The organism is Limosilactobacillus caccae, assembly GCF_900156885.1.
Classification (GTDB): Bacteria; Bacillota; Bacilli; order Lactobacillales; family Lactobacillaceae; genus Limosilactobacillus; species Limosilactobacillus caccae.
Genome location: NZ_FTOY01000011.1, coordinates 798656 through 821251, shown reverse-complemented (window position 1 = coordinate 821251; position 22596 = coordinate 798656). Strand labels below are relative to the sequence as shown.

General features: G+C 45.9%; 22 protein-coding genes. 19 read left to right on the top strand and 3 right to left on the bottom strand.

Features of this window, described 5'->3' with window-relative positions; translation table 11 throughout:
* Nucleotides 1–68: 68 nt before the first annotated feature.
* Nucleotides 69–1121, bottom strand: a complete 1053-nt coding sequence (locus CZ502_RS10010) for an LCP family protein (protein ID WP_076462143.1) — start codon at nucleotides 1119–1121, stop codon at nucleotides 69–71.
* A gap of 114 nt (nucleotides 1122–1235) precedes the next feature.
* Between CZ502_RS10010 and CZ502_RS10005 the strand changes: the two genes are divergently transcribed.
* The 3 genes from CZ502_RS10005 to CZ502_RS09995 are packed head-to-tail and all read left to right on the top strand — an operon-like array spanning nucleotide 1236 to nucleotide 4017.
* Nucleotides 1236–2093, top strand: a complete 858-nt coding sequence (locus CZ502_RS10005; protein ID WP_076462141.1) for a LysR family transcriptional regulator — start codon at nucleotides 1236–1238, stop codon at nucleotides 2091–2093.
* A 45-nt stretch (nucleotides 2094–2138) separates the two neighbouring features.
* Nucleotides 2139–2810 (top strand): ribonuclease H family protein, encoded by a 672-nt coding sequence (locus tag CZ502_RS10000; RefSeq protein ID WP_076462139.1) that lies wholly within the window; start codon nucleotides 2139–2141, stop codon nucleotides 2808–2810.
* A gap of 49 nt (nucleotides 2811–2859) precedes the next feature.
* On the top strand, nucleotides 2860–4017 hold the full coding sequence (locus CZ502_RS09995; RefSeq protein ID WP_076462137.1) for a hydroxymethylglutaryl-CoA synthase: 1158 nt from the start codon (nucleotides 2860–2862) through the stop codon (nucleotides 4015–4017).
* A gap of 35 nt (nucleotides 4018–4052) precedes the next feature.
* Here CZ502_RS09995 and lexA read toward each other — a convergent pair whose 3' ends face one another.
* Nucleotides 4053–4679: a transcriptional repressor LexA gene (gene lexA / locus CZ502_RS09990; protein WP_076462135.1), complete on the bottom strand. Its 627-nt coding sequence runs from the start codon at nucleotides 4677–4679 to the stop codon at nucleotides 4053–4055.
* 128 nt (nucleotides 4680–4807) lie between these two features.
* Here lexA and CZ502_RS09985 point away from each other — a divergent pair, with 128 nt between their 5' ends.
* Nucleotides 4808–5059 carry a DUF896 domain-containing protein gene (locus tag CZ502_RS09985; RefSeq protein ID WP_076462133.1) on the top strand — a complete coding sequence of 84 codons (252 nt, stop codon included), beginning with the start codon at nucleotides 4808–4810 and terminating at the stop codon, nucleotides 5057–5059.
* Between the two features lie 73 nt (nucleotides 5060–5132).
* A complete protein-coding gene (locus CZ502_RS09980; protein ID WP_143457291.1) occupies nucleotides 5133–5360 on the top strand; it encodes a YneF family protein in 228 nt (75 codons plus the stop codon).
* Between the two features lie 47 nt (nucleotides 5361–5407).
* Here the strand turns inward: CZ502_RS09980 and CZ502_RS09975 are convergent, their stop codons facing one another.
* Complete coding sequence (locus CZ502_RS09975; RefSeq protein ID WP_076462132.1) at nucleotides 5408–6046, bottom strand: lysophospholipid acyltransferase family protein; 639 nt, start codon at nucleotides 6044–6046, stop codon at nucleotides 5408–5410.
* Nucleotides 6047–6140: 94 nt separating this feature from the next.
* On the opposite strand from CZ502_RS09975, the gene CZ502_RS09970 reads away from it, so the two are divergent.
* The 14 genes from CZ502_RS09970 to nusA all read left to right on the top strand — a co-directional run bounded on the left by CZ502_RS09970 (nucleotide 6141) and on the right by nusA (nucleotide 22572).
* Nucleotides 6141–6896 carry a tRNA1(Val) (adenine(37)-N6)-methyltransferase gene (locus CZ502_RS09970; RefSeq protein ID WP_076462131.1) on the top strand — a complete coding sequence of 252 codons (756 nt, stop codon included), beginning with the start codon at nucleotides 6141–6143 and terminating at the stop codon, nucleotides 6894–6896.
* On the top strand, nucleotides 6886–7182 hold the full coding sequence (locus CZ502_RS09965) for a GIY-YIG nuclease family protein (RefSeq protein ID WP_076462129.1): 297 nt from the start codon (nucleotides 6886–6888) through the stop codon (nucleotides 7180–7182). Before CZ502_RS09970 ends, CZ502_RS09965 begins: the two co-directional genes overlap by 11 nt.
* Nucleotides 7179–8171 carry a D-2-hydroxyacid dehydrogenase gene (locus CZ502_RS09960; RefSeq protein ID WP_076462127.1) on the top strand — a complete coding sequence of 331 codons (993 nt, stop codon included), beginning with the start codon at nucleotides 7179–7181 and terminating at the stop codon, nucleotides 8169–8171. The genes CZ502_RS09965 and CZ502_RS09960 overlap by 4 nt, the downstream gene beginning before the upstream one ends.
* 169 nt (nucleotides 8172–8340) lie before the next feature.
* A complete protein-coding gene (rpsB, locus tag CZ502_RS09955) occupies nucleotides 8341–9132 on the top strand; it encodes a 30S ribosomal protein S2 (protein WP_076462124.1) in 792 nt (263 codons plus the stop codon).
* 104 nt (nucleotides 9133–9236) lie between these two features.
* Entirely contained in the window at nucleotides 9237–10112 is an 876-nt protein-coding gene (gene tsf / locus CZ502_RS09950; protein ID WP_076462122.1) for a translation elongation factor Ts, read from the top strand.
* A gap of 82 nt (nucleotides 10113–10194) precedes the next feature.
* Nucleotides 10195–10920: a UMP kinase gene (gene pyrH / locus CZ502_RS09945; RefSeq protein ID WP_076462120.1), complete on the top strand. Its 726-nt coding sequence runs from the start codon at nucleotides 10195–10197 to the stop codon at nucleotides 10918–10920.
* A 1-nt stretch (nucleotide 10921) separates the two neighbouring features.
* Nucleotides 10922–11485 (top strand): ribosome recycling factor, encoded by a 564-nt coding sequence (gene frr, locus CZ502_RS09940; protein ID WP_076462119.1) that lies wholly within the window; start codon nucleotides 10922–10924, stop codon nucleotides 11483–11485.
* A 211-nt stretch (nucleotides 11486–11696) separates the two neighbouring features.
* Nucleotides 11697–12476, top strand: a complete 780-nt coding sequence (uppS, locus tag CZ502_RS09935; RefSeq protein ID WP_076462117.1) for an undecaprenyl pyrophosphate synthase — start codon at nucleotides 11697–11699, stop codon at nucleotides 12474–12476.
* A 17-nt stretch (nucleotides 12477–12493) separates the two neighbouring features.
* Entirely contained in the window at nucleotides 12494–13279 is a 786-nt protein-coding gene (locus tag CZ502_RS09930; protein ID WP_076462115.1) for a phosphatidate cytidylyltransferase, read from the top strand.
* Between the two features lie 23 nt (nucleotides 13280–13302).
* Nucleotides 13303–14577, top strand: a complete 1275-nt coding sequence (rseP, locus tag CZ502_RS09925; RefSeq protein ID WP_076462113.1) for an RIP metalloprotease RseP — start codon at nucleotides 13303–13305, stop codon at nucleotides 14575–14577.
* A gap of 32 nt (nucleotides 14578–14609) precedes the next feature.
* On the top strand, nucleotides 14610–16340 hold the full coding sequence (locus tag CZ502_RS09920; RefSeq protein WP_076462110.1) for a proline--tRNA ligase: 1731 nt from the start codon (nucleotides 14610–14612) through the stop codon (nucleotides 16338–16340).
* Nucleotides 16341–16417: 77 nt separating this feature from the next.
* Nucleotides 16418–20749 (top strand): PolC-type DNA polymerase III, encoded by a 4332-nt coding sequence (locus CZ502_RS09915; RefSeq protein ID WP_076462108.1) that lies wholly within the window; start codon nucleotides 16418–16420, stop codon nucleotides 20747–20749.
* A gap of 122 nt (nucleotides 20750–20871) precedes the next feature.
* Nucleotides 20872–21345 carry a ribosome maturation factor RimP gene (rimP, locus tag CZ502_RS09910; protein WP_143457290.1) on the top strand — a complete coding sequence of 158 codons (474 nt, stop codon included), beginning with the start codon at nucleotides 20872–20874 and terminating at the stop codon, nucleotides 21343–21345.
* A 21-nt stretch (nucleotides 21346–21366) separates the two neighbouring features.
* On the top strand, nucleotides 21367–22572 hold the full coding sequence (gene nusA / locus CZ502_RS09905) for a transcription termination factor NusA (protein ID WP_076462104.1): 1206 nt from the start codon (nucleotides 21367–21369) through the stop codon (nucleotides 22570–22572).
* The last annotated feature ends 24 nt before the right edge of the window (nucleotides 22573–22596 follow it).

The window sequence follows — 22596 nt, the reverse complement described above, 5'->3', positions numbered from 1 at the left end:
GATATTTAGGCGGCACGTGTCCTTTAACTTGTATTTGGTTAGAAAATTTTATCTCCCGGGTAGTAGATTTAATTGCCACTACCTGGGCAGTTATATTTGGCGCCGTTTGGGAGGGTAAACTTTAAGTGGTTGTAACCGTTCCACGTTGTTTGCTCGTTGTACATGGCAGTTTCATAGTTACTGATCTTACCTTTTGGTGCCAAGCCTAACGAGCGACGTGCCAGCTTTGAGACCCGGCTTATTTCACGAGGTGGGGCAATTTGAAATGATGTTTGTTCAATGATAGCATCCTTTCCCTGTAAATGGTCCTTTACTGTTTTGTTCATCGCGGGATGGTAGTTGAGATACAGGGCGGTTATTTTATTGACGGGGAGGTCAGTCCGCACGCCTTCTTGAATTGCTAACATAATTTCATTAGCGGCGCTCACGGAACCGTGGTCCTTGAAGGAAGAAATTGCGGATTCAATGACTTGCTGCCCCCGTTTTTGCCGCCCATAATCATTGTTCGGATCGTCATAGCGCATCCGGGAATACTTCAGCGCGTCGCTCCCGTTAAGGTGTTGCTGACCCTTTTTGAAATGGTGCCCTTCGTATGTGAAGGCAAATGGATTATCGACATCGACCCCGCCAACGGCATTGACAATCTTTTGCAGGGTCCCCATGTTAGTAAGGACATAGTAGTCAACCGGAACATCGAGTAGTTCGGCGACTTGCTTTTTTGCTTGTTCAGCCCCGCCAATGGCGTAAGCCGCATTGATTTTGACATAGTCGGGTCCTTTTTTAGTATCAACACGGACGAGGGTGTCACGGGGGATGGCAATCATCGTTGTGCGTTGTTGCTGAGGGTTTACGGTAATTAATTCCATCGTATCGGTATTCCCTGCATAGCTTGTTCCCCGGCCAAGCGCACCGACGTCTGTTCCCATGACGAGGACGCTAAATGGTTTTTTCTCTTTTAGCTGCTGGGGTAAAGCGGCCGCCTGGCTGGTCATCATTTCCTTACTGGCAGAAGAAATTCGCTGGTGGACATAGCCGACCACGATAAGTATTAAACTGACTAATATAAGAACTAGCCACTTTAATTTATGGTGATGAAGATGTTGACTCCGTTGATTTTTCATTGATTGTATCTCTCCTTTGGTAAATCAAGTTAAAGTTTACCGGAGGAGTTGTATAAAATAAAATACCATTTTATTATAAGAGATATATAATAATTAGATATCTTGAGGTAAACCATGAACTTAAAGCAATTACATTATTTCCTAGTGGTGGCCCAGGAACACCAGATTACATCAGCCGCCAAGCTTTTATATACAACCCAGCCACCTCTTTCTTACCAGTTGAAGCAATTGGAAAAGGAACTGGGAGTAAAGCTATTTTTGCGGTCAGCGCACGGAATTGAGTTAACTGAGGAAGGGAAGATCTTTCAGCAGTATGCCCAAAAAATGGTTAACTTAACGGATAACGTTCAAGAAGAGTTGCAACGGGGGCAAGCGGGGACCCTTGGAAATATTAACCTGGGCTTAATATCATCGGCAGGTGAGTTGCTCTTTAATCAAGCAATAAAAAACTTTACCCGCTACTATCCCGCAGTTACGTTTCAGATTACGGAGGGGAATACGTATGAGCTAACCCGGATGTTAAACAATGGCTTATTAGACCTTGCAATTGTCCGTACCCCCTTTAATATGCAGGGACTGATGAAGAAAAAGCTAATCACGGAAGGAATGGTGGCCGTTTTTGATTCCCAGCACTTTGATCTGCCAGCTGGACCACTAACGCTAGCAGACCTAGGGCAACAGCCGCTAATCCTCTACCGTCGTTTTGCCGCCTTATTTAATGATACATTTGCCCACCATGGGGTAGTCCCCTTTTATGCGGTGAAGTGTGATGACGCGCGAACAGCTATTTTATGGGCTGACCAGGGGATGGGCGTGGCACTGGTGCCAGCATCAATTGCCGCCCGCTACGCAAATAAAAAAGTGGTGGCCGTTGAGTGTGCAGAGTGGCAGACAACTGTCCAGGCGGTATGGCGAAAAGATATTAAACTCCGTGCGGTCGGCCAACGGTTTATTGCCGCGTTACCGCACTAGTTAATGATATAATGGGAAAGCACTTGAGAAAAATGGAGGAAAAAGATGGCAAAGAAGTATTACGCGGTCAAGGCTGGCCGGCAGACGGGAATCTTTACGACCTGGGCAGAATGTCAGCGCCAGGTTACCGGTTACCCAGGTGCTAAGTTTAAGGGCTTTGCAACACAAGCAGAAGCGACATCATGGCTGACCGCAACGGCGCGCCCAGTAGCCGCTTCCCAGCCAGAAATAAGTGAAGCGACAGTCCGTCTCTATACCGATGGGGGATCGCGAAACCATGGTAATAAGCTGGGACAACACGTAAAGAGTGACGATAAGGCCGCCTGGGCATACCTAATTGAAGCAGGTGGTCACCGTTACGAGGGAACGGCTGGTGAATTAGGGGCCACTAATAACAAGATGGAAATCACGGCCTTGTTAATGGCCCTGGAACGCTTGCAAGAGCTCGGCCTGCAAAATGAGTCCATCCTTGCTATTCTGGACTCCCACTATGTTCTTGACCCGATCATGAAGGGGTGGCTGCGTTCCTGGCAACGTCGTGGTTGGAAAACGGCTGCTGGCAAGCCGGTAGCAAATAAGGACTTATGGGTCGAATTATTGGCGGTGCTGCCCTTGTTTCCAGCCCTTCATTTTGACTGGACGAAGGGGCACGCAAGCAATGCGGGAAATAACCGGGTTGACGAATTGCTAAACCAAACAATGGATAAAATGAATTAGTTGTGATATATAATACTTATCAGACGACACAAGGTGAGGGTGAAATTAGATGAAAATTGGTATTGATCGGATGGCATTTGCGACGACGAATGATTACTTAGACCTGGTCGATTTGGCAACCGCGCGGGGAGTTGACCCCAATAAGTTCACGATTGGGATCGGCCAGGATCGGCAAGCGGTAGTTCCTGCTAGCCAGGATATCGTTACTCTCGGGGCAACTGCTGCCAAGAAGTTATTAACGCCAGAATTGGCGAAACGTGTGTCAACGGTGATTGTGGCGACTGAGTCGGGAATCGACAACTCGAAAGCTAGTGCAATTTACATCAAACACTTATTAGGATTGGACGACTTTACCCGGACGGTGGAGATGAAAGAGGCTTGTTACTCTGCAACTGCAGGAATCCAGTTTGCAAAGGGGCTAGTGGCATTGAATCCGCAGGAGACGGTGTTGGTGATTGCATCAGATATTGCCCGGTACGGCCTCAATACTGCTGGTGAAGTTACCCAGGGGGCCGGAGCCGTTGCAATGCTGATCTCTCGCGACCCTCATATTTTAAGCCTGGAGGAGACGACGGTTTCATATACCAAGGACGTAATGGATTTTTGGCGGCCAGTCTATGCTAGTGAAGCAATGGTGGACGGAAAATACTCGACAAATGTCTATATCGACTTTTTCAAGCAGACATTTACCCGTTACCAACAAATTACGGGGCGTGATTTGGCCGACTTTACTGCAATCGCGTTCCACTTGCCATTTACTAAGATGGGGAAAAAGGCGTTAGATGCTCTTCTTGCTGACCGCAACGACGAGGTTGCTGATCGTCTCCGGCAACACCTTACTGAGAGTCAGGCTTTTTGTCGGCAGGTGGGGAACCTTTATACTGGGTCGCTGTACCTTGGTGTTATGTCGCTCCTCCAAAATGGGCAATTAAAGGCTGGTGACCGTCTCGGCTTATTCAGCTATGGCTCAGGGGCAGAAGGAGAATTCTATACGGGAATTCTTGAGCCAGGTTATCAAAACTACATGAATAATGTTAAAGAAGACCTTGCAAACCGCCACCAAGTTTCGGTGGCAGAATACGAGGAGATGTTTAACGGTCAGCTGGGGATGAATGCTGACGATGTTGAATTTGATACCAGAAATGATCCACTCCCCTTTGTCTTAAAAGGGCAGAAAAACCATCAACGACTTTATGAGCGGAAATAAAAAAGTGCGACCGATGAGTCGCACTTTTTTGATGGTTAAAAAATATGGTCACGGAATAAGCCAATAACTTTTCCGAGAATTGTTACGTTTGGTAAAAAAATTGGATCCATTGTGTCATTTTCAGGTTGCAAACGGAAACGGTTCTTTTCCTTAAAGAAACGCTTGCAGGTTGCTTCATTGTCATCGTTCATTGCAATGACGATGTCACCATTTTTAGCGGTCGATTGCTTACGAACAATTACCTGGTCACCATTGAAAATCCCTGCTTTTACCATGCTTCTTCCCCGAATCGTCAGCATGAAGAGGTCATTATTGTCTTGGATTGAAGGTGGAATAGGAAAGAATTCTGTTGCATCTTGGACGGCAAGGATTGGCTGGCCGGCAGTGACAACCCCAAGCATTGGAATCTTCTTTTGCAAGGGCTTGACACCGAGGAGGTCATATCCCTTGGGGGTAATCTCTAAAGCACGGGGCTTAGAAGGATCCTTGTGCAAGAAGCCTTGTTCGATTAAGCGGTTGATGTGGCCGTGGACGGTGGAAGTTGAAGAGAGGCCGACTGCACTGCAAATCTCGCGGACAGTCGGTGGATAGCCGTGATCTTCTACTTGTCTGTGAATGTAACTAAGTACAGCCATTTGTTTGTTTTTTGTTGGCTTTCCCATATTGACACCTCATTATTATTAATTGTGTTAAGCTTATCATAGTTGCCAGTGTTTTTCAAACGTACGTTCGCGATTTGCACATTTTTGGTAAAATCGGTAAAATCTAATCAGTTAGAGGAGATGTAAGAATGGCTGAATCAAAAGAACAAGAACAACTACTGAAGCGAATCAATGAACTCGCTCATAAAAACAAAAAAGAAGGATTGACAGAAGAGGAGACCAAAGAACGGGCTCGTCTTCGCAAGGAATACTTGAAGAACTTTAGAGAAGCGATGCGCAGCAACATCGAAATGATGCGAATCTTTGACAAAGAGGGGAATGAAGTTACACCGGAAAAGGTCCGGGAAGTTCAACGTAAAAAGGGCCTTCGTGACGATTAATAGTGATTTGCTCTTTTCAAAAAATATTCTTTCGTGTAATATGGAAAGGTAATGAGCAAAGGAGGAAGTAATTGTGGGTATGACAATCATGCTGATGATCCTTGCGCTATTAGTTGGTTTAGTTATTGGCTTCTTTGGTGCACGTAAGTACATGGAAAACTACCTCCGCAATAATCCACCGATTTCGGAAGATATGCTGCGGACGATGATGCTCCAAATGGGACAAAAGCCATCAAATCGTAAATTACATCAAATGATGCAAGCGATGCAAGCACAAGCTAAAAAGTCAAATCGTAAGTAATATAAAAGGATGTGATTTTATCACATCCTTTTATATTACTTGTTAACTTAGAAATTATCGTCCTTGGGCTTAGGAGGCATAATGTATTTATAATCTGGATTGATTTGCCGATCAAGTTGATCAAAGGCTGATTGCATCTTTGCTTCAAGATCTGCCTGGACTTCAGGGGTCAGCCGCTGCTTGCGGTCGACATAAATTGGCTTTCCAAAAGCAATGTGCCGTTTTTGCCGCGAAAAGAGCTGGCTAAACTTTAATGGTCCCTGATAAACTGCTGGAACAAGGGGGACGTTTGCCATCTTTGCAATTACCGTTGCCCCGCCCTTAAGCTTGGCCGAATATCTTGACCCGGTAGGGAAGATAATTGTTGACAGGTCACTCTTCTTCAACAGGGTGACAGGTTTTTTGATCGCGGACGGACCAGGATTCTTCCGGTCAACTGGATAGGCGTTTAGGGCCCGCAAGAATTTATTTGCAAGGGGGTTTTTAAACAGCTCTTTTTTGGCCATGAAGCTAAATTTTTTCGGCCAGACTGCCAGGGCAAGAAGAACGGGGTCCATCCATGTCCGGTGGGGCGCAACGATAATGTAATTGCCGCTAGGAATATTTTCGCGGTTGTAGATTTTGGCGCGCCCGTTAATTAACGTTAAAAAAGGATTAACGATTCTTACAAGGAATGTATAAAGCATACTGATCTTCCAATCTATTACAAATTAGGTTTCTGACCATCAGTATGACGAATATCTGCCAATCTTGCAAGTAGGAATATCAATGGAGAGAGTTATGGAGAACACAAATTTATTGCAAAAAGACGAACGAATTGACCAACTTTATAGTCAAGACGTCAAGATTATTCAGAACCCGCATTTTTTTGCATTTTCGTTGGATGCAGTCTTATTAGCCGACTTTGTCCGTCCTAATCACCGCCATAAATTAAGGGTGGTCGACCTGTGTGCTGGCAATGGGGCAATCGGCCTTTTTTTGCACCGCAAACTAGGGGGGACCTTCACCGAAGTCGAGTTGCAGCCACAAATTGCGGATATGGCAAAGAGAACTATCGAATTAAATGACCTGACAAAGCGGTATTCGGTGCTAAACATTGATATCGCTGACGTTAATGATTACATTCCCAAAGACTCCGCTGACGTGGTCCTTTGCAACCCACCCTACTTTCCCGTCACGGCGAAGAGCCAAAAAAATCCGAACCAGGCCCTTGCACTTGCCCGCCACGAGATTGCAACTAACTTGCAGGTGGTATTAAAGCAGATGAGTGGCCTGTTGAAGATGAATGGGCATGGCTACTTAGTCCACCGTCCAGATCGGTTGGCAGAGATTTTAGCCCAGTGTCAAAAGAGTCGCCTGGCACCGAAGAGGATTAGGTTTATCCACCCGAAAGCTGACAGGGATGCGAATATTCTCTTATTAGAAGTAATTAAAGATGGTAAGCCTGGGGGGATGAAAGTTGTCCCGCCACTAGTGGTTAGTGATGACCAGGATAATTACTTGCCGGAAGTAAAAGAGTTGCTCTATGGCAAATAAAAGTTATTATATTTATGTCTTGTATTGTGCTGATGATAGCTTGTACTGTGGTTTTACCGATAATGTAGCGCGGCGGTTTAAGACCCACCAGGAATATAGGGGGGCCAAATATACGCAGGTAAAGAAGCGGCACCCGTTACGACTGCTTTATTCTGAGCAGTTCAGTACTAAACATGATGCGCTTAGTGCGGAATACCACTTTAAGCACCAGACAAGGCGGCAAAAGGAATTGTACCTACGCGAGCACGGCATTAACCTTGCAGAATGGAGAGAAAGATTATCATGAAGATTTATGTTTACGGGGTTTACGCAGACGAAGTTCCATTCATTGAAGAATGGAAAGCGGCCCATCCAGACGTTGTCGTTTCAACAACCACCAAGCAGTTGGATGAGGACAGTGTTAACCTGGCACTGGGGAGCGATGGGGTTGTCGTCTTCCAACAGGCACCTTACCCGGATGCGGCTTTGAAACAACTGGCGGCAAAAGGGATTACCAAAATGTCATTGCGGAATGTCGGGGTTGATAACATTAACCACCAGTTAGCCACGGAACTTGGCTTTCAAATTACCAATGTACCGGTGTATTCACCAGCTGCCATCGCGGAGTTTTCGGTAACGCAGGCGATGAACCTCTTACGCCGGACGAAGGAGTTTTCTCTTAAGATGGCCAAGGGTAATTATCACTGGGCACCGACGATTGCGGCAGAAATGAATCAGCAAGTTGTCGGCATTGTCGGGACCGGTAATATTGGGGCGGCGGCTGCGAAGATCTTTGCGGGCTTTGGTGCAGAGGTGATTGCTTATAGCCGGCACCACAATCCAGAATTGGCCGGGATTGTCGAATATGTGGACCTGCCAGAACTGTACAAGCGGGCGACGGTTATTTCCTTGTACCTCCCCCACGTCCCCGCAACCGATAAGATGATTAACCAGGAGACAATCGCAATGATGCAACCGGGGACGCTGCTTGTTAATACTGCGCGGGGACCATTGATTGATGAAGATGCCCTGATCGCGGCATTAGATCGTGGTCAAATAGGGGGCGCGGCCCTTGATGTTCTCACTGAGGAAACCAAGATCTTTAACCAAGACATCAGTGAGGAAGCAGTTGACTATCCGGCCTTTAAGAAGTTAGTCAACCGGCCTAACGTCTTGATAACGCCGCACATTGCCTTTTATACGGATAAGGCAATCGAAAATATGGTTAAGATGAGCTTGTCAGCTAACCTGGACTTGATCACGACGGGGACCTCTGATAAGTTAGTTCAGTTTTAATCTTGAAATTAAGTGGGGAAAAAGCTTGTCAGCTAGCAAGCTTTTTTGTATACTATATGTCGGTGTCACACGCCAATTTCACACCCAGGATGATGGTGATGAGGGTGCTTTATAAGTCCCATTGCCAGGTGAAGACTGGGGAGGAAAAAACAATTTGGAGGTATTTTTTATGTCTGTAGTTACTATGAAGCAATTGCTTGAAGCAGGTGTCCACTTCGGTCACCAAACTCGTCGTTGGAACCCAAAGATGGAAGAATACATCTTTACTGAACGTAACGGTATCTACATCATTGACTTACAAAAGACTGTTAAGTTGATCGATGCTGCTTACAACTACATGAAGGATGTTGCTGCTAATGGCGGAATTGCTTTATTCGTTGGTACGAAGAAGCAAGCACAAGATGCAATTGAAGAAGAAGCAACTCGTGCCGGTCAATTTTACGTAAACCACCGTTGGTTAGGTGGTACGTTGACCAACTGGAAGACGATTCAATCACGGATCGCTCGCTTGAAGGAACTCAAGAAAATGAGCGAAGACGGTACTTTTGATGTCCTTCCAAAGAAGGAAGTTGCTGTTTTGACTAAGCAACGTGAAAAGCTTGAACGTTTCCTTGGTGGTATTGAAGATATGCCACGGATCCCAGATGTTATGTTCATCGTTGACCCACACAAGGAACAAATTGCTGTTAAGGAAGCACAAAAGTTAAACATTCCGATCGTTGCCATGGTTGATACCAACACTGACCCAGACGACATTGATTACGTTATCCCATCAAACGATGACGCTATTCGTGCCGTACGTCTGATCACTTCAAAGATGGCTGATGCCTTTGTTGAAGGTAAGCAAGGTCAAGATGACGCTCAACAACCAGCAGTTGCTGACGACAACGACGCTAACGAAACTGTTACTGAAGATTCATTAAAGAACTTGAAGAACAGTGTTGAAGGCAAAGAAGACTAACATTTGTTATTAATTCTTGGGCTGTTTTGTACGGACCATTGTGGCCTGAGTACTAAACAGCCCTTTTTATAAAAATCGATAGGTTATAAAGGAGAGATTTCATCATGGCTGAAATTAAAGCTGCTCAAGTTATGCAATTACGTAAGAAGTCCGGTGCCGGTATCATGGATGCCAAGAAGGCATTAGTTGCTAGTGATGGTGACATGGACAAGGCAATGGATTACCTTCGTGAAAAGGGAATCGCTAAGGCAGCCAAGAAGAGCGACCGTGTTGCTGCTGAAGGTTTAGCTGATATTGCAGTTAACGGCAACACTGCGGCAATCGTTGAATTGAACTCAGAAACTGACTTCGTTGCTGCTAGTGACCCATTTAAGGACTTATTAAAGAAGGTTACTAAGTTAATCAGCGAAAACAAGCCAGCTAATGTTGAAGAAGCCTTGGCAATCAAGACTGAAAACGGCACATTGAACGATGACATTATTGCCACAACCCAAAAGACTGGTGAAAAGGTTAGCCTTCGCCGGTTCACGGTTGTTGAAAAGAACGACGGCGACAGCTTTGGTGCCTACTTACACCAAGGTGGTCAAATTGCAGCCTTAGTTGTCTTAGATGGTGCTGACGATGCTGTTGCTAAGGATGTTGCAATGCACGTCGCTGCAATCAACCCAGAATTCATGACTCGTGATGATGTTCCTGCTGACCGTCTTGAACACGAACGCGCTATCTTTAAGGAAGAAACCTTAAACGAAGGTAAGCCTGAAAAGATCGTTGACAAGATTGTTGAAGGCCGTTTAAACAAGTTCTTATCACAAATCTGCTTAGCTGACCAAGACTTTGTTAAGGATTCAGACCAAACTGTTGAACAATACGTTTCAAGCAAGGATGGTAAGTTGAAGTCATTCATCCGTTACGAAGTCGGCGAAGGAATCGAAAAGAAGGAAGACGACTTTGCTCAAGAAGTTAAGGACCAAATGAACTAAGCGTTCGGTCTACTAGGGGGACGTACTCAATGTAGTGCGTCCTTTTTTAAAAATTAACTTGCAAATTCAAGGAGGATATAGCATGGCAGACATTAAGTACAAGCGAGTTATCTTAAAGCTCAGTGGTGAAGCATTAGCCGGCGACAAGGGTTTTGGAATTAACCCCCCTGTGTTAAAGGATGTTGCAAAAGAATTAAAAGAAGTATACGACCTAGGTGTACAAATTGCGATTGTTGTTGGTGGTGGTAACATGTGGCGTGGTGTCACTGGTGCCGAGCTCGGGATGGAACGGGCACAAGCAGATTACATCGGGATGCTTGCCACAATTATGAATGCTTTATCGTTACAGGATGCGCTTGAATCAATTGATGTCCCAACAAGGGTGCAAACGTCAATTGAAATGCGGCAGATTGCTGAACCATACATTCGGCGCAAGGCTATTCGTCATCTTGAAAAGCACCGGATTGTAATCTTTGCCGGCGGGACTGGTAGTCCATACTTCTCAACTGATACCACCGCCGCATTGCGGGCAGCTGAAATTAACGCTGATGCGATCTTGATGGGGAAGAATGGTGTTGATGGTGTTTACTCTGCTGATCCAAATAAGGATAAGAGTGCTACTAAGTTTGACCACTTGACTCACATGGACATTATCGAAAAGAATTTGCATGTAATGGATACGACTGCTAGTTCATTATCAATGGACAACCATATTCCATTGGTTGTCTTCAACTTGAATACGCCAGGGAACATCATGAAGGTTGTTACTGGTGAAGAAGTCGGCACAACAATTGAGGGAGATAAATAATATGGCTACAGGAAAAGATATTTTAAATGATGCCAAGACAAAGATGGCGAAGTCAGGGGATGCCCTTCAACGGACATTAGCTGACATTCGGGCTGGTCAAGCAAATGCCAGCTTGTTAAACCCAATCAAGGTTGAATATTACGGTGCCCCGACACCATTGAACCAGGTTGCTTCAATCACCATTCCTGAAGCACGGCAACTTTTGATTTCACCATACGATGAAAGTGTATTGGATGAAATCGAAAAGGCAATTTATGCTTCAAACCTTGGCTTAACCCCGCAAAACGATGGTAGTTCAATTCGGTTGATTATTCCACAATTAACGGAAGATCGGCGGAAAGAACTAGTAAAAGACGTTAAGGCGGAACTTGAAAAGGCCAAGGTCGCTGTTCGAAACGTCCGGCGTGAAGCAATGGATGACCTAAAGAAGGGTAACAAGAACGGTGACTTTAACGACGATGAATTCCACGACCTTGAAAAGAAGGTTCAGGATGAGACCGATGCCGGCATTAAAAACCTTGAAACAATTGCAGATGCAAAAGAAAAGGAATTAATGGAAGGCTAAACTAAAAGGGGGAAGCTGCGGTGGCTTGATCGCAACTTCCCTTTTTGTTTGACATTTATCGGGAAAATTGAATTAAAAAGTCCCGACAAATTAAGGCTAACTGGCACAATGAATTTTGCGTCTGGTATAATAAAAGCTATAATTAATGGGCAAGGAAGGGTCAATGTTAAGGCTAACTTAACGGCTCGTCCGCCATTAAAACTAAATAGTAATGGAGGAACAGTTAGTGTTTTCCAAAAATAAAAGTGAAGCAAATGATCAACAGCTTGATTTGGAACGCATTCCTAACCACATTGCGATAATCATGGATGGTAACGGCCGCTGGGCTCAAAAGCGTCACCTTCCACGAGTTGCAGGTCATAAACAAGGGATGCAGACCGTAAAAAAGGTAACCATTGCGGCAAGTGATCTTGGCGTTAAGGTCTTGTCACTCTACGCTTTTTCAACCGAAAATTGGAAACGGCCGTCATCAGAAGTTAATTATCTGATGCAGTTGCCGATTCGCTTCTTTTCGACCTTTGTGCCCGACCTGGTTAAACATAACGTTAAGGTTGCGGTGATGGGGGACATCACTAAGCTCCCTGAGCAGACCCAAAAGGCGGTTAAAGATGCGATTGCTGACACAGCTGACTGCAATGGGATGATCTTGAACTTTGCCCTTAACTACGGGAGCAGGGATGAGATTACCCGTGCAATGAAGAAGATTGGTCAGGCGGTAAAAGACGGTCAAATTGACCCCATGACGATTGACGAACAAATGCTGAGCCAGCACATGATGTCTGCCCAGCTGGGGGAGTATGCTGATCCGGACTTGCTAATTCGGACAAGTGGCGAAGAGCGGATTAGTAATTTTATGCTTTGGCAAATTGCCTATAGTGAGCTAGAATTTGTACCAGAACACTGGCCTGATTTCGATGGTGAGTCATTAAAGACGGCAATCATTGAATTTCAAGGCCGTCACCGTCGCTTCGGTGGCTTGAAAAATCAATAATAGATGGGGGAATAGTTTTGAAAACAAGAATTATTACGGCAGTTATTGGCCTCGCTATTTTTATACCGCTAATTGTCTACGGTCACTGGCCACTAACGCTGGCAGCGGTTGTTTTAGGAATCGTTGCGATGTCCGAAGTGCTGGTGATGAAAAGGATGTTTGTCATCTCATTTGAAGCAATTATTAGCTACTTGGGAGTGGCCTTATTGGTGCTCCCGGATAGTTGGTTAACATTCTTGCCGAGTGTTGCAACCCGGTGGTTTGGCTTTTATATTTTGGTATTGCTTCTCTTATTGCATACGGTAATTCGTAAGCAGCGTTTTACCTTCGATGATGCTGGGGTGTTAACCCTCGCGATGCTTTATATCGGGATGGGCTTCCATTTCTTTATCGGTGCCCGGGATATTAACCTTCAGACCTTGCTGTACGGGATGTTCATTGTTTGGATTACCGACAGTGGCGCTTACCTGATTGGTCGCAAGATCGGTAAAAATAAGCTGGCACCAAAGATTAGTCCTAATAAGACCTGGGAAGGCTCAATTGGTGGGACTCTTGCAGCAGTAGTTATCCTGGCCATCTATTGTCATTTCTTCCCAGTTGTTAACGGCTGGCTTACGATGATCGTGGTGACCCTCGTATTGTCGATCTTTGGGCAATTCGGTGATTTAATCGAATCCTCCCTAAAGCGTTACTATGGGGTAAAAGATTCCGGTAAGATCTTACCGGGCCACGGTGGCATCCTTGATCGTTTTGACAGTATGCTCGTTGTAATGCCGATGCTCCACTTATTAGGGATCATCTAAATTAAACGTAAGGAAGAGATTTTTTGATAATAACAATTATTACATTTATTATTGTTTTTGGAATCCTTGTCCTTGTTCACGAGTATGGTCACTATTTCTTTGCTAAACGTGCAGGAATCTTGGTCCGTGAATTCTCAATTGGAATGGGACCGAAAATTTGGTGGAAACGAAAAAATGGCACAACCTACACCATTCGAATCCTCCCGCTGGGGGGCTATGTCCGGCTGGCGGGTGCTGATGATGAAGATCAGGATGAATTAAAGCCAGGGACACCGTTAACCATCCAGCTGAACGATCGCCACGAGGTTACGAGCATTAACGCTAGTGATAAGACAACCCTCTTTCAAGGAATCCCGCTCCAGCTGGTCGATTGTGACCTCGAAGACGAGTTGTGGATTAAAGGATACGTTAACGGTGATGAGAGTGAGGTTAAGCTTTATCACGTTAACCATGATGCGATGATCATTGAACGCGATGGAACAGAAGTCCAAATTGCCCCCCGGGATGTTCAATTCCAATCAGCCAGTCTCCCGGCCCGGATGATGACAAACTTTGCCGGTGCGATGAATAACTTCATCCTTTCGCTAGTGGTTTTTGTCATTCTTGGTTTTACGCTAGCGGGCGTGCCAACCAATAGTAACCAGTTAGGGAAAGTTAATGACAACTCCGTGGCGGCCAAGGCTGGTCTTGCTAGTGGTGACCGGATTACGAAGGTTAATGATACCAAAATCAGTGACTGGACTGACTTATCGACAAGTATTTCTAGCCACCCGGGGAAGCAAGTAACAATTACCTACCAGCGTGATGGTAAGAGTCGTCAAACAAAGCTAACCCCGAAGGCTATTGAACGTAACCACCAAAAGGTTGGCCAGATTGGTATTATGGAAGAGACCGCAACGAGCTTTGCTGCCCGGATCAACTTTGGCTGGCAACAATTTGTTCAAGCAGGGACATTGATTTTCAGCGTCTTAGGCCATATGGTTACCCATGGCTTTAGCCTTAACGACTTGGGAGGCCCCGTTGCAATTTATGCGGGGACATCCCAAGCGACCGCGCTGGGAGTTAACGGGGTCTTAAATTTCCTCGCCCTTTTATCAATTAACTTAGGGATTGTTAACTTATTGCCAATTCCCGCATTGGATGGGGGAAAACTGTTGCTAAATATCATTGAAGCAATAATAAGGCGGCCAATTCCTGAAAAGGCAGAGGGAATTGTAACAATGATTGGGTTCCTAATCTTGTTAACCCTAATGATTCTTGTGACCTGGAATGATATTCAAAGATATTTTATTCGTTAACTATTTGGAGAGATTAAAGGAGAAATTTTATAATGAAGCAGTCGAAAATTTTAATTCCAACGAAGAAAGAGGCACCAAGTGATGCCGAAGCCCTTAGCCACCAAATGATGATTCGGGCAGGCTACATCTACCAAGTATCCGCTGGGGTCTGGTCCTATTTGCCATTGGCTTACCGGGTTATCCGGAAAGTTGAAAATATCATCCGTGATGAAATGGACAAGGCGGATGCTGTCGAAATGTTAATGCCAGGGCTTCTTCCGGCAGACTTGTGGAAAGAATCTGGCCGGTATGAAAGTTATGGCGCAAACCTCTTTAAGCTAAAAGATCGGCGGGAACGGGACTTTATCCTTGGCCCAACACACGAAGAAACCTTCACCGAAGTTATTCGTGACAGTATTAAGTCCTACAAGAAGTTACCACTCGTTGTTTACCAACTTCAGGATAAGTTCCGTGACGAAGATCGACCGCGCTACGGTGTCTTGCGGGGAAAGGAATTTGAAATGCTTGATGGCTACTCCTTCTCTGCTGACCAGGCAGGCCTTGATGAAGCCTACAACAAGCAGGCTCAGGCCTACCGCAATATCTTTGACCGGGTGGGTCTAAACTACAAGGTAATCTTGGCAGACTCTGGAACAATGGGGGGAAAGAACTCCCAAGAATTCTCTGCACCTGCTGAAGTGGGGGAAGATATTATCGCCTACACTGATGGTGATTATGCTGCTAACCTTGAGAAGGCTACAAGCAAGTTTACCGGTGTTCAACAGACAGATGCCCCAGCAGAACTTACAAAGGAAGCCACTCCTGGTGCGCACTCAGTTGACGAAGCGGCCGAAAGCCTTAACCTTGACCCGAACCAAGTGGTTAAGTCAATGCTTTACATGGCGAAGATGAGTGAAGATGAAGTTCAACCGGTCCTTGTGTTGATGCGCGGTGACGATGAGGTCAATGAGGCAAAGGTAACGGATGTGTTAGGGTGCGAAGACCTCGAATTAGCGAGTGAAGAAGACACCCAGAAGTACCTTAATGCTCACCCTGGCTCACTGGGCCCGGTAGGTGTTGGCGAAGAGGTAAAAATTATTGCTGATAACTATGTCAAGGTCCTCGTCAACATGGCTTGTGGGGCTAACGAAGACGGCTATCACTACATTAATGCCAACATTGACCGTGACTTCCGGGTTGATGAGTTTGGCGACTTCCGGAATGTTCAGGAAGGGGAAATTGCCCCTGACGGGAAGCCCCTTAAGTTCACTCCGGGAATTGAAATCGGCCATATCTTCAAGTTGGGAACCCACTACTCCAGCAAACTAGGCGCCCAGGTACTCGACAATAACGGACGGCTGACCGACGTGATTATGGGAAGCTACGGAATTGGTGTTACCCGCTTGCTATCAGCAGTTGCCGAACAAAATGCTGATGAAAATGGGCTTGTCTGGCCTGATAGCATTGCCCCATTCGATGTTCACGTTATTCCAATTAACGCGAAGAAAGACGAACAAATGGCAATGGCTGATGAAATTGACCAACAACTAAGTGCTGCTGGTTATGATGTCCTGGTCGATGACCGGAAAGAACGGGCCGGCGTTAAGTTTGCCGACTCTGATTTGATTGGGATTCCTATCCGGATCACAATTGGTAAGAAGGCCCAGGATGGGATTGTTGAAGTGAAGATCCGGAAGACTGGCGAGACAATTGAAGTCAAGCAAGAAGAACTCGTCAACACGATTGGAATCTTGCTCAAACAATTAAAAGAAGAAAATAAATAATTTCAAAAAATGTGGTTGCAATGTTATGATAAGTAACGTTATTTTGCACCACATTTTTTAGCTAGGAGGATTGTGACGTGGGATTAAGTCGGCATGAATTATTTGAAAAATTACTGGAACAAATTCATTTTCCCGAAAAAGACAATTCGGCGTTTAATGATGGGACGGTCCAGTCGGTGATCGTGCATAAGCAGTCACGCAACTGGGAATTTCACCTGACCTTTAGCAAGGTGCTACCATACCAGCTATTTCAAGAGCTTAACCAGTCCTTAGCAATGGGTTTTAAAGACATTGCCAATGTTAGTGTTAAGATCAGTACCCCGATGACCGATCTTGATGGACAGTTAATCGGTAGCTATTGGCAATACATCATCAACCATGCAGTAAATGATTCCCCAATGCTTCTCCAGGCTTGTATGCAGACGGCCCCTGAGGTAAGTGACGGGCGGGTTAACTTAGTGGTAGAAAACGAAGTGATTAAGGATGTCTTGGCACAAAAAGCACTTGATACGATCGAGAAAAATTATCAAGCAGTTGGTTTTCCGCACTTTCGGATTCACCCGTTTGTTGATGAGTCAGCATCGCAGGCGAAGATTAAAGAGCTAAAGGCCCAGCACGAAAAAGATGATGCTGCGCTTGCTGCCAAGGCAGTTGCCCGGATTAAGAAGAGCAACGCCGCTAAAAAGACAAAGAAAAAAGATGAGGCAGTTGCACCGGCTGATGGGCCAGTTCAGTTAGGCCGGGTGATTGACAGTAAGTTTGATGTCGTTCAGATGAAAGATATTGAAGGTGAAGAGCGGTCGGTTGTTGTCGAAGGGTACGTTTTTAATGCCGAAATCCGCGAACTGCGGTCTGGCCGCCAATTATTAACTTTTGAAATCACTGACTACACTTCTTCATTTGCCGTTAAGAAGTTTTCCCGCAACGCTGAAGAGGAAGCACAGTTTGCCAACATTAAGCCGGGAATGTGGCTAAAGGTCCGTGGCCCAGTTCAAGAGGATACCTGGATGAGGGACCTTGTTATTTCCGCATATGACATTAACGAGATTGGGCATACCGAGCGGCAAGACCAGGCGCCTGCTGACGATAAACGGATCGAGTTGCATACGCATACGGAAATGAGCCAAATGGACGCGACTAATTCGATTACCGAATTAGCCAGCCGTGCTCATAAGTGGGGACACCCGGCGATTGCCGTCACCGATCATGCTAATGTCCAGGCCTTCCCCGAAGCATTTAAGGTTGCCCAAAAGACGGGGATCAAGATGATCTACGGGATGGAAGCAAACGTGGTCGACGATGGGATCCCCCTGGTTTATAACGAAAACCATGCCTTATTGGCCCATAATACTTACGTTATCTTTGACGTGGAAACAACGGGGTTATCGGCAATTTATGATAAGGTGATTGAATTGTCAGCGGTCAAAATGCAAGACGGTAATGTTCTTGAACGCTTTGATGAGTTCATTGACCCTGGTTTCCCCTTGTCAGAGCAAACAACGAACTTGACCAGTATTACGACCGAAATGGTGCAGGGGTCAAAGTCTGAAGAAGAAGTTTTCCAGATGTTTAAGGACTTTTGTGAAGGTTGCATTATTGCCGGGCATAATGTCTCCTTTGATATGGGATTTATGAATACCGGTTACCGGCGACACAAGATGGCCGAAATTACTGAACCAGTGATTGATACCTTGCCACTGGCCCGTTTCCTGTATCCTGACATGCGTGGTTACCGCTTAAACACTTTGAGTAAAAAGTTTAAGGTTGCTCTTGAACACCACCACCGGGCAAACTATGATGCCGAGGCTACCGGGCACTTGTTATACAAGTTTTTAAAGGATGCCGAAGCGCGTTATGACATTAAATATGTTGATGACCTTAACAAGCACATGGAAGAAAATAATGCATACCGGCATGCCCGGCCATTTCACGTGACGATCTTTGCTAAAACTCAGGCAGGGCTAAAGAACCTCTTCAAGCTAGTTTCGCTATCGAACGTGGAATATTTCTTCCGTGTACCACGGATTCCGCGGACCGTTCTAAGTAAGTATCGGGATGGTTTATTACTGGGAACCGCCTGCTCGTCTGGCGAAGTATTTACGGCCATGATGGAGAAGGGCTACGATGAGGCATTAAAAAAGGCCCGGTACTACGACTTTATTGAAGTTCAGCCCAAACCAAACTACGCGCCCTTGCTGGAACAGCACGTAATTGCTGACGATGCCCACCTTGAAGATATTTTAAAAAACATGGTGAAGATGGGCGAGGAGCTGAACAAGACGGTCGTTGCAACCGGTGATGTTCACTACCTTGACAAACATGACGGGGTTTACCGGAAGATCTTGATTAATTCACAGGGGGGCGCTAACCCGTTAAACCGGACGCACCGGCCAGATGTTCACTTCCGGACGACCGATGAGATGTTAACAGAGTTTGCCTTTCTCGGTGAAGAAAAGGCCCATCAAATCGTGGTTGATAACTCGCATAAGATTGCAGATGCGATTGACGACGATATCCGGCCGGTAAAGGATAAACTTTACCCGCCACACATGAAGGGGGCGGAGCAAGAAATTCAAGACCGGACTTGGCACACCGCAAAGAAATGGTACGGTGACCCGCTGCCAACGCTGGTGAAGGACCGGATTGAACTGGAATTAAACAGTATCGTGAAAAACGGGTTCTCAGTTCACTACCTAATTGCCCAGCGGCTAGTTGCGAAGTCAAATAAAGATGGTTACCTGGTTGGTTCACGGGGATCGGTTGGTTCAAGTGTGGTTGCCACCTTATCAGGGATCACCGAAGTTAACCCCTTACCACCGCACTACCGTTGTCCTCAGTGCCAGTATTGTCACTTCTATACCAAGGGTGAATATAGTTCTGGCTTTGACTTACCGGATAAGCATTGTCCAAAGTGTGGAACATTAATGGTCAAAGATGGCCACGATATCCCGTTCCAAACTTTCTTAGGGTTTAAGGGAAACAAGGTTCCAGATATTGATTTAAACTTTTCCGGGGACTACCAGCCAATTGCCCATAACTACATGAAGGTCCTCTTCGGTGAAAAGAACGTGTTCCGGGCGGGAACGATCGGAACGGTTGCCGATAAGACTGCTTATGGTTATGTCAAGGCTTATGAGCGGGATACGGAAAAAGAATTCCGCAAGGCTGAAGAAGACCGGTTAGCCAAGGGGGCAACCGGGGTAAAGCGGACCACCGGGCAGCACCCCGCTGGAATCATAATTGTTCCTGATGACATGGACATCTACGACTTTACCCCTGTTCAGTACCCAGCTGATGATCAATCGGCTGCCTGGGAAACAACGCACTTTGATTTCCACTCGATTCACGATAATATTTTAAAGATGGATATCCTGGGCCACGATGACCCGACCATGATTCGTGCCCTCCAAGATCTCTCGGGGGTCGATCCGCAGTCGATTCCAATGGATGATCCAGGGGTGATGTCACTCTTCTCCAGCCCGAAGATTTTAGGGGTGACGGAAGAGCAGATTCAAAGTAAGACCGGGACACTCGGCTTGCCGGAGTTCGGTACCCGTTTTGTCCGGGGGATGCTTGAAGACACCCACCCAAAGAATTATTCCCAGTTACTGCAGATTTCTGGCCTATCACACGGGACAGGGGTGTGGTTGGATAACGCCCAGGAATTGATTAAGCAAGGAATTGCCACGATTGCGAACGTGATCGGCTGCCGTGATAACATTATGACCGACTTGATCCACTACGGCCTTGATTCTGAAACCTCATTTCAGGTGATGGAGCACGTGCGGAAGGGGCGGGGAATCCCGGATGATTGGCAAAAGAAGATGCTTGATGCCAATGTTCCACAGTGGTACCTTGACTCATGTCTGAAGATTAAGTACATGTTCCCGCGGGCCCATGCTGCCGCTTATGTGCTGATGGCCTTGCGGATTGCCTACTTTAAGGTCTACTTCCCGTTGGTCTACTACTGTGCCTTCTTCTCAGTGCGGGCTGATGACTTTGACGTTGTTGCAATGGCTCATGGCAAAGACGCCGTTAAGCAACGGATGAAGGAAATCAATGACCAGGGAAATGATGCTAGTGCAAAGGATAAAAACCTCTTGACCATCCTTGAACTGGCCAACGAAATGTTAGAGCGGGGCTTTAAGTTTAAGATGGTCGATATTGAACGGTCGGATGCGTCTGACTGGTTGATTGATGGTGACTCATTAATCGCCCCATTCCGGGCAGTACCAGGTCTGGGGTTAAACGTTGCTAAGCAAATCGTCGCCGCCAGAGAGGAACGGCCATTCCTGTCTAAAGAAGACTTAGCGGAGCGGGGGAAGGTTTCACAGACGCTGATTAACTTCCTGACTGATAATCATGTTTTAGACCAGCTTCCTGATGAGAATCAACTGAGCCTCTTTTAGGACGACTTTGTCTGTTAGCTTGCCAGCGCGGATGTTACATGCTACAATTACTAATGGTAATAACTCGTGGGAGTGAGCAGAGATGCTCGCTCTTTTTATTGCAAATAATGGAGGTGACACATTTGAGCACTGTTGTTGAGACCGTTTCCGATCTTGTTAACCCGATTCTGGCAGATCATGGCTTTTACTTGTACGACATTGAGTTTGTCAAGGAAGGGAAGAGCTGGTACTTACGTGTTTACATTGATAAGGATAGCGGCATTACACTTGAAGACTGTGCCACGGTTAGCGATGAGTTAAGCGAAGCATTGGATAATGTTGAACCGGACCCGATTCCGCAAGCATACTTTTTAGAAGTCTCTTCGCCAGGCGCAGAACGGCCCCTGAAGAGTGAACAGGACTATGAGCGGGCGGTTGACCATTACATCCACGTTTCGCTTTACCAACAGATTAATGGGCAAAAGGTATACGAAGGAACATTAACGACGCTGACCCCCGAAGAATTGACGTTGGACTATCTGGATAAGACACGTCATCGGCAAATCACGATTGATCGAAAGAAAATCGCTAAAGCGCGGTTAGCAATTAAGTTTTAGTATTGAAGGAGTGTCACAAAGGTGAGCAAGACAAAAATTAATACCGAAATGATTGGCGCCCTTGATTATCTTGAAAAAGAAAAGGGTATTAAAAAAGAGGTAGTGATCGAAGCACTAGAACAGGCTTTGGAATCTGCATACAAGCAAAATTACGGTGAAAAAAACGTTGAAGTAGAATTCAACTCATTGACCGGTAATATTAAGGTATACGCTGTTAAGACGATTACCGACGACGAAGAAGCAGTTGAAGCTGACGGTAACGAATTCATGAGCTTGGCAGACGCACGAAAGCTCCCGCATGGGCAAGGCTACGATGTCGGTGATGAAATCCGTGAAGAAGTAACGCCACGCGACTTTGGGCGGATTGCTGCCCAAACTGCTAAGCAAGTTGTAATGCAACGCTTGCGTGAAGAAGAACGAAAGATCATCTACGACAAGTACAAGACCTATGAAAACGAAATTATCACCGGGGAAGTTTCTCGTGAAGACCGGCGCTTTACCTATGTCGATCTCGGTGATGGCGTTGAAGGGGCAATGGGCTTCCGGGATAAGATGCCTGGTGAACACTACCATGTTCATGACCGGATCCAGGTTTATGTATCAAAGGTGAATGATGATCGTCGTGGTCCCCAAATTTTTGTTAGTCGGACTGCCCCAGAACTCTTGAAGCGGTTATTTGAACGGGAAGTTCCTGAAATTAAGGACGGGACGGTCTTGATTGAAAACATCGCGCGTGAAGCTGGCGACCGGGCAAAAGTTGCCGTTTACTCCAATGATCCAAACGTTGACCCTGTTGGTACCTGCGTTGGTCCACGAGGCTCCCGGGTTCAAGCAATCGTTAACGAACTTGACGGGGAAAACATGGACATTGTTGAATACGTAAAGGATCCTGCCAAGTTCATTGCCAACGCCTTAAATCCTGCAGAAGTTCTCGACGTTATTTTTAACGAAGACCAACCAGTCGTTAGTGAAGAGAACGAAGCTGAAGAAGTTGATGGCGAAGAAATTGCAGAACAACAAGCGGAACGTTCATGTACCGTTGTTGTACCTGATAACCAACTTTCACTAGCAATTGGTAAGCGGGGACAAAACGCGCGGTTAGCCGCACGGTTGACAAAGTACAAGATTGACATCAAGTCAGCATCTGAAATGGAAGACGTTGACCAGGAAGCAGAAGCAAACGAAGCTTCCGTTGACGATTCAACAACTACCGAAGACGAAGACTAAAATCATTTATCAAGCAGCGGGGTG

Coding starts and splice junctions, on each gene's coding strand:
- CZ502_RS10010 (WP_076462143.1), bottom strand. CDS start 1,121: ATGAAAAATCAACGGAGTCAACATCTTCATCACCATAAATTAAAGTGG.
- CZ502_RS10005 (WP_076462141.1), top strand. CDS start 1,236: ATGAACTTAAAGCAATTACATTATTTCCTAGTGGTGGCCCAGGAACAC.
- CZ502_RS10000 (WP_076462139.1), top strand. CDS start 2,139: ATGGCAAAGAAGTATTACGCGGTCAAGGCTGGCCGGCAGACGGGAATC.
- CZ502_RS09995 (WP_076462137.1), top strand. CDS start 2,860: ATGAAAATTGGTATTGATCGGATGGCATTTGCGACGACGAATGATTAC.
- lexA (WP_076462135.1), bottom strand. CDS start 4,679: ATGGGAAAGCCAACAAAAAACAAACAAATGGCTGTACTTAGTTACATT.
- CZ502_RS09985 (WP_076462133.1), top strand. CDS start 4,808: ATGGCTGAATCAAAAGAACAAGAACAACTACTGAAGCGAATCAATGAA.
- CZ502_RS09975 (WP_076462132.1), bottom strand. CDS start 6,046: ATGCTTTATACATTCCTTGTAAGAATCGTTAATCCTTTTTTAACGTTA.
- CZ502_RS09970 (WP_076462131.1), top strand. CDS start 6,141: ATGGAGAACACAAATTTATTGCAAAAAGACGAACGAATTGACCAACTT.
- CZ502_RS09965 (WP_076462129.1), top strand. CDS start 6,886: ATGGCAAATAAAAGTTATTATATTTATGTCTTGTATTGTGCTGATGAT.
- CZ502_RS09960 (WP_076462127.1), top strand. CDS start 7,179: ATGAAGATTTATGTTTACGGGGTTTACGCAGACGAAGTTCCATTCATT.
- rpsB (WP_076462124.1), top strand. CDS start 8,341: ATGTCTGTAGTTACTATGAAGCAATTGCTTGAAGCAGGTGTCCACTTC.
- tsf (WP_076462122.1), top strand. CDS start 9,237: ATGGCTGAAATTAAAGCTGCTCAAGTTATGCAATTACGTAAGAAGTCC.
- pyrH (WP_076462120.1), top strand. CDS start 10,195: ATGGCAGACATTAAGTACAAGCGAGTTATCTTAAAGCTCAGTGGTGAA.
- frr (WP_076462119.1), top strand. CDS start 10,922: ATGGCTACAGGAAAAGATATTTTAAATGATGCCAAGACAAAGATGGCG.
- uppS (WP_076462117.1), top strand. CDS start 11,697: ATGGAGGAACAGTTAGTGTTTTCCAAAAATAAAAGTGAAGCAAATGAT.
- CZ502_RS09920 (WP_076462110.1), top strand. CDS start 14,610: ATGAAGCAGTCGAAAATTTTAATTCCAACGAAGAAAGAGGCACCAAGT.